General features: G+C 63.2%; 9 protein-coding genes and 1 pseudogene. 5 read left to right on the top strand and 5 right to left on the bottom strand.

Annotated features, from left to right (window positions below; translation table 11 throughout):
- The first annotated feature begins 134 nt into the window (after positions 1–134).
- The 3 genes from AC07UH_RS21365 to AC07UH_RS21355 all read left to right on the top strand — a co-directional run bounded on the left by AC07UH_RS21365 (position 135) and on the right by AC07UH_RS21355 (position 1,452).
- Positions 135–719 carry a hypothetical protein gene (locus tag AC07UH_RS21365; RefSeq protein WP_495182192.1) on the top strand — a complete coding sequence of 195 codons (585 nt, stop codon included), beginning with the start codon at positions 135–137 and terminating at the stop codon, positions 717–719.
- A gap of 86 nt (positions 720–805) precedes the next feature.
- The gene (locus AC07UH_RS21360) at positions 806–1,093 is read left to right on the top strand and encodes a hypothetical protein (RefSeq protein ID WP_495182193.1); all 288 of its coding nucleotides are present in this window, start codon (positions 806–808) and stop codon (positions 1,091–1,093) included.
- Between the two features lie 89 nt (positions 1,094–1,182).
- Positions 1,183–1,452, top strand: coding sequence for a hypothetical protein (locus AC07UH_RS21355; protein ID WP_495182194.1), 270 nt, complete (start codon positions 1,183–1,185; stop codon positions 1,450–1,452).
- Between the two features lie 129 nt (positions 1,453–1,581).
- Here AC07UH_RS21355 and AC07UH_RS21350 read toward each other — a convergent pair whose 3' ends face one another.
- Entirely contained in the window at positions 1,582–1,836 is a 255-nt protein-coding gene (locus AC07UH_RS21350) for a hypothetical protein (protein ID WP_495182195.1), read from the bottom strand.
- Positions 1,837–1,868: 32 nt separating this feature from the next.
- On the opposite strand from AC07UH_RS21350, the gene AC07UH_RS21345 reads away from it, so the two are divergent.
- On the top strand, positions 1,869–2,069 hold the full coding sequence (locus AC07UH_RS21345; RefSeq protein ID WP_495182196.1) for a DUF7336 domain-containing protein: 201 nt from the start codon (positions 1,869–1,871) through the stop codon (positions 2,067–2,069).
- Positions 2,070–2,500: 431 nt separating this feature from the next.
- Here the strand turns inward: AC07UH_RS21345 and AC07UH_RS21340 are convergent.
- The 3 genes and pseudogenes from AC07UH_RS21340 to AC07UH_RS21330 all read right to left on the bottom strand — a co-directional run.
- Positions 2,501–2,929, bottom strand: a pseudogene (locus AC07UH_RS21340) (IS5 family transposase); the annotation flags it as partial.
- 124 nt (positions 2,930–3,053) lie between these two features.
- Entirely contained in the window at positions 3,054–3,329 is a 276-nt protein-coding gene (locus AC07UH_RS21335) for a hypothetical protein (protein WP_081974586.1), read from the bottom strand.
- 151 nt (positions 3,330–3,480) lie between these two features.
- On the bottom strand, positions 3,481–4,263 hold the full coding sequence (locus tag AC07UH_RS21330) for a metallophosphoesterase family protein (protein WP_495182197.1): 783 nt from the start codon (positions 4,261–4,263) through the stop codon (positions 3,481–3,483).
- A 174-nt stretch (positions 4,264–4,437) separates the two neighbouring features.
- Between AC07UH_RS21330 and AC07UH_RS21325 the strand changes: the two genes are divergently transcribed.
- Complete coding sequence (locus AC07UH_RS21325) at positions 4,438–6,288, top strand: hypothetical protein (RefSeq protein ID WP_495182198.1); 1,851 nt, start codon at positions 4,438–4,440, stop codon at positions 6,286–6,288.
- 68 nt (positions 6,289–6,356) lie between these two features.
- On the opposite strand, the gene AC07UH_RS21320 is transcribed toward AC07UH_RS21325, so the two are convergent.
- Positions 6,357–8,486, bottom strand: coding sequence for a TonB-dependent siderophore receptor (locus tag AC07UH_RS21320; RefSeq protein WP_495182199.1), 2,130 nt, complete (start codon positions 8,484–8,486; stop codon positions 6,357–6,359).
- Between the last annotated feature and the right edge of the window lie 321 nt (positions 8,487–8,807).

The following is an 8,807-nucleotide window of genomic DNA, read 5'->3' as shown; positions in this document are numbered from 1 at the left end:
GAGCCGGTCAGAACTGTTCAGCGCAACTTAGCCGCCGCCCTACTTCCGCACCACGAGCCGACTTCTTCAACACAATCGCCCACTAGCGGACGTTCCAATCGCCGCTATCGTCAGGCAGAAATTAGGAGGGCTGCGTGTTCGATTGGCTGAAAAGAACAAAGCGATCTTCACGTTTGCCTTCGACAAAGACGCTGCCTATCGATCTGGCGTTATTCGAGCAGGGAGGAGCGAGCCTATATGAGGCTCTCAGCAATCACTGGGCGTTGTCTGATCCAAACAGCTATGTCCGCCGGGGTACGAGCGTAGATGTAGAAGCATTGGAGAAGCGATATGCGCTCCAACTGCTGGAAGATTTTCGGGCCTATCTGATCCATGCCGCGCCAAGCACAACTTTCATGGACGACATTGGCAATCAGTGGTGGGCGGCGAGCGCGATTAAATCTATTGCCGACGAATGCCCGGATGGGCCACCCGGTCAGATAAATCATGAGATCGAACAGGAGAAAGATGCCTATCTTGTATTCTCTGACTATTTGATCTGGTGTTACGCTTGGGCGATTTGCTGTTCCAACGGGCCAAGTCGGGGAAAGATCGCCTTGATCGGCGGCCTGCCGGACACATTCGTCGCTGATAATTTTCGCAGTTTTGTGTTGCTCGAGCTGACTGATGATCTGGCAATTCACCAAGGCCCCGGCAATGGAGCAAGAGCGGCTGGCTGACGGCAACTACCGCCCAAAAGTCGCCGCTCATGATGCTCCGGCCCGTTCTCAATTGTGGACGTCACGAAAGGCGGTAGGCTCCCGCCATGATCGACGTCGCTGGCTACACCTTCCCTAATAATCGAGCGTCGATCGTGTGCAGGCACGTCTGGGAGGGCCGACCCATCCTGCTTTTTGCTCACGACGACGACGGTGACATTCAGTTCTATTGCGGAGATGACGGTCACTTGGGAGCCGACGCTCTTGTGCTAGGCTTGGCAGAGATTGCGGATTGGCTGCGATCGATGGACGACCTCCCCACCGTCCGGCCGGGATTTTACGCTCAGCGTCCAGCCGTTGAAATCGCTTGGTCGGTCCACCGGATCGAGGAGTGAGCGTCCGCTTAGCTCGTTCGCTGCCCGGAAGCGGACATTCCGCTTTCCTTCCGATTGCTGCCGTTTGTTCATCAAGGCATCATATTAAAATGACGATCACGCCAGCCATCCTTGCTCAGTTACCGTTGCCTGACGTCTGTGCGGTGGTCTTCTACAAGCGAGATGAAATTACGACGGATTTGATCTGCTGTGATGTCGAGGTCGCGGGGCATGTATGGACCTTCCATGAGGAAGCGGCTGGCTGGCCAGAACTAATTGCGCATCTATCCACACTGCCGGGCTTCCGCGCTGATTGGTACGAAGCCGTTGTGAGCCCGCCGTTCGTTACAGGCGAGACGATTGCCTTCGACCGGCGGTGATCGCCACTTGCCGCCGCTGCGAAGCCGGATGGCCTTGCTCGAATGCGACCGCTCGTTCAGCCTGAACTTGTGCAGAATGACAGCGGCTATCAGAACGGCGGAACCGCGGGAGGGAAGCTTGGCTGCGCCTTAGCAGCTATCGTGGGTCTGCCGCTTCTCGGAGCAGCGTTCATCTATGCCTCGATGGGCCAATGCGTCCCCGGAGCGGAATGCGTTGATGGCCGGAAGATAATTGCGGCAGCCGCAGCCATCTCTGGCATCGTTGGCATCGCAGCGAGAGCGGCGATCAATTCCTTGCTTCGCTTTCTGCGCCGCGGCCGCTGACGCCCAATCCCAGTTGTTCGGATGGTAATGTCCGCCTCCTGATTGCAGACGCTCGATCATGCTGGAACCGTCGTAGAATCGACACCGTTTATGTGCTGCATCACGTCCGAACGGATGACGAGTTCGGCGATGACGCCAAGTTGATCGGCGTTTACCGTCGGCCGAAGCCGGCTGCCGGTGCGGTAGCACGGGTGTCAAGCCAGCCCGGCTTCCGTGATCATCCTAACGGCTTCCACACCGAAGCCTACGCGCTCGATCGCGATCACTGGTCGGAAGGGCTCGGCTTCGACTAACGTTCAGTTGCGGACATCTTTCTAGGTCACAACGTTCGTCTGCCATGCAGAAAAGGACTCAGCACCATTGGCTGGCTCTCTTGGTTGTCACTGCCGCCGCGCTGCTTGTGACCGTGGGTGGCCTTCTATGGTGGGCCGTCGCGACCAGCACGGACCTATGATGGCTTCCGCTCCAACTCGGACATTGACGGATCGACCGGACGTCTACAGCTTGCTGCAGTGAAGCGGCGCACTTTACTCAGCATTTTTGTCGCTTTGCTGGTAGGCAAGTCAGCAGGTTGGGCCGCTCGCGACTTCGTTGCACAGGACCGCTGCGTTGATCGAGGCGGGGCGTGGAATCACAACCTGAGCGCCTGCCAGCTTCCAATCCGCAACGTCCGCTAAACCACCTGGAGCGGACGTTCCGTACGCCTAGGGTTAGGACTCGTTGATCACAGCCAGAAGATAACGGTGGCAGCAAGCGCGACGGCGGAGAAGAATGCGGTCGGGCAGCGGTCGTAGCGGGTTGCGACGCGGCGCCAGTCTTTGAGGCGTCCGAACATGATCTCGATGCGGCTGCGTCGCCGATAGCGCCGCTTGTCATATCTGACCGGCTCGTTGCGGGATCGCCTGCCCGGGATGCAGGGCTGGATGCCTTTGGCCTGTAGAGCGTCCCTGAACCAGTCGGCGTCGTAGCCGCGATCACCCAGTAGCCACTGCGCTTTTGGCATATCATCGAGCAGCGCTGCCGCGCCGGTATAATCGCTGACCTGGCCTGCCGTCATGAAGAAGCTCAAGGGGCGGCCGTTCGCATCGGCGACGGTATGGAGCTTGGTGTTCATGCCGCCTTTGGTGCGGCCGATCAAACAGCCGACATTTCCGTTTCACCATCGTTTGTAGGACGGTCGCAGGCGCTTGGCGTACGTTGGCGAAGCGTTTCTGCGATGACCGGCAACAGCCTGACCCCGCCCGCCGTGTACGACGGACGGGGCCGGACGTCACAGCTTAGTTGCTGTCGGAATCATTGTCTTCCTTGTCGCTGATCAGCACCGCGGCGCCGATCGCGATGCCGGCGACGATCACCGCTGCGGCGATCGGACCGATGCCGGCACCGGCGAGCTTGCTCGACTTGCCTGCGGGCGCGCCGGCACGATGCGCGGACGACAGCGACAGCGCGCTTGCGGCATTGGTCGGCGCGGCGACGGTCGGCGCGGCGCTGGCGGCGATCGGGCTGGCGACGAGGGCGAGCGTCGAGGCGCCCAGCATGACGGATTTAAGCATAGAGATACTCCCGGTTGCGATTGTCGGCGAACATCGCCGCCCGACCGAACGCGTCAGGACGCGAGCCTCTACCATCCAAGCCACGGATTCTTTTGCACTGCGGTGGAACCGGGGCGGGGCGGGGGCGCGACATCGCCCGGCACCGCGGCCGCTAGCCGAGCGGCGGGCTGACGATGCGCGGGCGGCCGTCACGCGCCTGGACGAGCCATTGCGCGCCGTCTTCCAGGCCGAGCGCGGTGAGGCAGCCGGTCTCGTGCGCGCCGGTGTCGATGCCGATGCGATTGCCGCCGAGCCGCGGTACGCCGGGCTCGACGGTATGGCCGTGGACGACGACTTTCTCGTGGCGGCGCTTGCTCGACAGGAAGGGTTCGCGGATCCACAACAAATCGTCGGGATCCTGCCGGGTCAGCCGTACCCGCGGACGGATGCCGGCGTGGGTGAAGAAATAATCGCCCAGGCTCCACGAATGCGGCAGCCGGTCGAGCCAGTCGACGACCGCGCCGTCGAGCGCGTCACGCAGCAGCGCCAGCGTGCGGGCGCTGTCGAGCGGCCGCCCGCCGACCGGCACGCCCAGCCCCTCCAGCGTCGGGCGGCCGCCGAATTGCAGCCAGAAGGCGAGCGCCTCCTCGTCGCCGCGATAGACGTCGACCAGCGCCGCCTCGTGATTGCCCTTCAGCACCTTCACGTCTTCGGCATCGGCGTCGGCAAGCGAGAAGACCTTGAGCAACGTCGCCGAATCCTTGCCGCGATCGATGAAGTCGCCGAGGAACACCAACGTCACCGCAGCCGGCGGGCGGGCGTGGGAGTCGACCCGGATCGCCTCGAGCAGGCGGATCAGCAGGTCCGCCTCGCCGTGGATGTCGCCGATCGCATAGACGCGCCGGCCCGGCGGCAGGCACGGTTCGGTCGCGGGGCGGCGGCTTCGGAATACCATTGGGACAACCAGACATGCCGCGGGCGGACCAACGGGGAGCGGGATCGGGCGGGACGGGATGAAACGGCGAGCGGCTCCAACCATCATATCCGCCGAGCGGCAACCGATATTTAACTCGGTGCCGCTAAGAACTTGAGAATAATCTCAAGTTGGATCGTCATGCTGAACTTCCGAATGACTCTTGCGACGTGCGGCGCGCTGCTGCTCGGTGGCTGCGGAGGAGGCGGCGGAGGTGCTGCCGGCGAAAGCGCGGCCGGTTCGTCCGGCGCCGTCGTCGTCGTTCCCGCCGCGACCCCCACGGCAACGCCGACGCCCACTGCGACCCCGACCGCGACCCCCACGCCGACCCCGGTCGCGACCACGCCGAGCGCGATGATCCTCGGCGCCGCCACCGCCTTCGGCCAGCAGACCTGGGACTTCTCGATCCTGCAGACCGCAAAGTCGCTCGGCACGGCGGCCGTGCGCGACGGCGTCGCCTGGACCGAGATCGAGAAGTCGCCCGGCGTCTATCAGTTCAACTCGGCCAAGGTGAGCTGGATCAACAACGTCAGCGACGGCGGCTTCCCGGTCACCTTGCTGTTCGACAATACCAATCCGCTCTACGACGGCGGCCTGACGCCCTATACCGACGCCGGCCGCGCCGCTTACGCCAAGATGATCGTCGCGACGCTCGACCATTTCCCCAAGGTCAAGACGATCGAGGTCGGCAACGAATACAATGCCTTCAACTTCGTCACCGGGCCGGTGCTCAACGACGGCTATCCGGCGCGCCAGAAATATTATTACGAGACGCTGAAGGCGGTCTATACCGCGGTCAAGGCGACGCATGCCGACGTCAAGGTGCTCGGCGGTGCAGCGCTCGCCATCCCGGTCGGCTATTTCAAGCCGCTGTTCGCGATGGGCGGGCTCAACTATATGGATGGCATCGTCGTTCATCCCTATACGACCGACGCCGAACAGCTCGACAAGCAGCTCACCGTCCTCAAGTCGGCGATGGGCGCCAATGCCAAGCCGATCCACGTCACCGAATTCGCCAAGGAGCTCGACAGCGTCGTCGACACCGCCGACTATCTGGTCAAGAGCGTCGCGGTGATGGCGACCGCGGGCGTCGCGGAGGCCGACTGGTACGCGCTGCGCCAGCAGGGCGGCCCCAACAACATCTGGTACAAGAACGTCGCGCTCGCCTCCTTCTCGGGCGCGGTGCTGCCGCCGGGGCAGGGCTATAAGGTCATGGCGACGCAGGTCCTCGCCAAGGGCGCGGGCCGGCGGATCGCCACCGATCCCTTCGTCTACGCCTATCAGTTCGGGCAGAATGCGATGGTCGTCTGGGGCGATCCGCGCAGCCTGACGGTCAAGGCCAGCGCGAAATTCTACAATTCGCAGGGCATCGAGATCGCCCAGCCGACGACGATCGACGCCAAGTCGCCGACGATCATCGTCAGCGACAGTCCGTTGGTCTATGGCGACACCGTCGTGCTCGGCTCGAGCCAGCTCGTCGCCGACAGCTACGACCAGTTCGACTTCACCAATTCGCTCGACGGCTCGACCAAATTCGAGGGGCCATGGACCTATTTCGCCTATGGCGTGCGGTCACAGGCCTATACTTTGGCCTATACGCAGGGCGGGGGCGAGGTCGCGAGTTCGGACTGGATGCCCTATATCGGCATCGACTGGCTGCGCCCGTTCAACATCAACGCCAATACGGTGAGCCCGGTCGACTATAACACCGGCGGGTCGCCCGACGCCTATAAGGCGATCCTGCGCTACACCTCGCCCTATGACGGCAAGTTCGACATCAGCGGGGTGTGGGACGTCAACGCCAACTCGGCGGACGGCATCGACGTGCAGGTCGTGGTCAATTCGCAGACCATGCTGGCGACGATCTTCAACGGCCATTACGACATGAGCCTCAAGGGGATCAGCCTCAAGCAGGGCGACGTCATCACCTTCGTCGTCGGACCGAACAAGAATGCCGCCGGCACCGACACGACCAACTACCGGATCAAGATGTACCGCGCGTCCTGATCGCGGCGCATCGCGCCAACGTCCCGAGGAACGGGTCGCCGGCACCCCGCCGGCGGCCCGTTCGTCCGTTACCAAGCGAGACGCAGCGACAGCGCGCCGTTGATCGCCTCGCCGACGTTGGTCTGCGTCCAGTAATGCGCGTTGGTCAGATTGTTGACGTTGCCGGTGACGGTGACTGGCTGGTCGCCGAGCCGGGTCTGATACTGGAAGCCGGCATTGGCGACGGTATAGCCGGGGATGGCGAGCCGGTTGTCGTCGTCGGTCGGTGCCGGGCCGATATAGCGGACGTTGCCGAACAGGCTGAACCCCGGCAGCGCGGGCGGCCGGTAATCGGCGTTGCCGGTCACCTGCCATCGTCTCGCACCCGCCGGGACATGGCCGAGGATGTCGGCATTGTCCGACGCGACGGTGCGGAGGCTGGGATCGAGATGGATCGCGCCCGCCCCCAGCCGCAGCGCCGGGGTCAGCTGATAGCGTGCGGTCGCCTCGATGCCCTTGTAGAGCGTCAGCCCGTCCTGCGTCAGGCGACGGCGATCCCCCTCGATCAGATCGATCGGCTCGACCCGTTCGATGCGGAAGGCGGCGGTGGTCAGGCTGAGCCCGTCATGCTCATATTTGCCGCCGACCTCATATTGACGGCTGATCGTCGGTTTCAGCACCTCGCCGGCATTGACGTAGATGCCATCGACCCGGCTGCCCGGCTCCAGCGCTTCGGCATAACTGGCGTAGAGCGTGGCATAGGCGACCGGCTTGTAGAGCAGCGCGACGGTCGGCGTCAGCGCAGTGGCGCGGTAGCTCGAATCCTTCGTGGGATCGTCGTCGGTGTCGGACAGACGATAAAGATTGTAGCGTGCGCCGACCATCGCCTGGACGTGATCGCCGAAGTGCAGCGTATCGCTGGCGAACAGCGCCCGCTGCTGCTCCCGCGACGGTGATCCGCCGGTGCCGAAGGCGATCGCGCGCGTCACGCGGAACGGCTGGTTGCGATAGAGATTGCCGTCGAAGTCGTTATCCCAGTGATAATCGTCGAGGCCGAAGTCGGTGAGGGTCGCCTGGAATGCGGTGCCGGTGACGATCTCATGCCGGACCGGACCAGTCGCAACTTCACCCTGGACGAGCGCCTGAACGAAGTGGCTGCGATCCAACTCGGCGAAGTTAAACGCATAGCCCTGATAATCGCCCGCCTGATCAAGCAGGTAGACGAACATCTTGTTGGAATGATGCAGCTTGCTCGAATAACCATAGGTCACCCGCACCGACCAATCGGGCGCGAAGGTCCAGTCCAGTCCGGTCGCCGTCGCCAGCGTCCGGGTCGCATAGAAGCTGTTGGCGATATTCGTTTTGCCGTAATCGTAGGAGACGCGCGGCAATGCCGTGTCGGCATAGTGCGCCCAATAGAGTTTGAACGGCTCGTGGCGCAGCGTGCTGTCCTCGTAGCTCGCGGTGGCATACCAGTGCAGATTGGCGGCGAGGCGATAGTCGAGCGCCAGCGCACCGACCAGCCGGTTCACCCCGGCGTGATTATAGGCATCGCCCTTCTCGCCGGCGAGGTTGAGACGATAGCCGAACGCACCGTCGCGGGTCAGCGGCCCGCCGGCATCGAGCCGCGCATAGCCGATGCCGGCAGTACGATACCCGATTTCGGTGGTGAGCAGCGGCGCCGGCGTCGGCCGCTTGGTACGATAGCTGATCACCCCGCCCGGCGACCCGAAGCCATACATGAAACCGGTCAGCCCCTTGAGCGCGGTGACGCTCTGGATCGGCTCGAGCGCGAAATCGCCGCCCCAGTGCAGCGCCATCGGCACGTCATCGACGTAATAATTGCGCACGCCGATGCCGCGGATCTGCGTTCCCCACCAATTCGTCGAGGCCGCCGGTGCCGACGACGAGACCGAGGGATCGTCGGCGAAGAGCTGGCCGATATTGGTCACCTGACGGCGCAGGATATCCTCGGCATCGACGACGGACAGCGAAAACGGCGTGTCGAGCAACGGCTTGGCGCCGAGCGCGCCGTTGCTGACGACCTTCGCCTGCCCTTCCTCGTCGTGCACGCCGGTGACGATGATGTCGTGCCGGTCGTCCTGCCCCGCAACGGTCTCCTCCGCCTCGGTCGCGGACTGGCTGCTCTGCGCGTCGACCGTCGCCGGCCATGCGGCAAGCGCCGAGGTGGAAAGAAGATACGCGCAGACCCGATACATGCTGTTACGCCCCCGAAATATCCGGGCGCAATAGGTTTCATGATAATGCGAGTCAAACGCGTTAAACTAGATTAATGACAAGGGCCTGAGAAGAAGGGCTTTTGCTCCAGTCATCGATGGATGGTTGCCACGAGCGCTGTCTGCGACGGCGCACCGCCGCTTGCTCAGCCCCAGTCAGGGAGGGCGCGGGCGGCGCCCCTGCGATCAGATGGCGGCGGGCGCGGCCGTGGTGTTCGATGGCGAGGCTAGGGCTCAAACCCAATCAGCGGGTTGAGGCGGAGTGGCTTTCCTGATTCACTGCGCGTGGATCATGGGAGGTTT

Source organism: Sphingomonas sp. GW821-FHT04B01 (genome assembly GCF_059420425.1).
The sequence above is the reverse complement of the archived record's forward strand: the minus strand, read 5'-3'. Positions and strand labels throughout refer to the sequence as shown.

Bases quoted from the DNA above. Each gene is read 5' to 3' on its own strand.
- AC07UH_RS21360 (WP_495182193.1), top strand. From the start codon at position 806: ATGATCGACGTCGCTGGCTACACCTTCCCTAATAATCGAGCGTCGATC.
- AC07UH_RS21355 (WP_495182194.1), top strand. From the start codon at position 1,183: ATGACGATCACGCCAGCCATCCTTGCTCAGTTACCGTTGCCTGACGTC.
- AC07UH_RS21350 (WP_495182195.1), bottom strand. From the start codon at position 1,836: ATGATCGAGCGTCTGCAATCAGGAGGCGGACATTACCATCCGAACAAC.
- AC07UH_RS21335 (WP_081974586.1), bottom strand. From the start codon at position 3,329: ATGCTTAAATCCGTCATGCTGGGCGCCTCGACGCTCGCCCTCGTCGCC.
- AC07UH_RS21330 (WP_495182197.1), bottom strand. From the start codon at position 4,263: ATGGTATTCCGAAGCCGCCGCCCCGCGACCGAACCGTGCCTGCCGCCG.
- AC07UH_RS21325 (WP_495182198.1), top strand. From the start codon at position 4,438: ATGACTCTTGCGACGTGCGGCGCGCTGCTGCTCGGTGGCTGCGGAGGA.
- AC07UH_RS21320 (WP_495182199.1), bottom strand. From the start codon at position 8,486: ATGTATCGGGTCTGCGCGTATCTTCTTTCCACCTCGGCGCTTGCCGCA.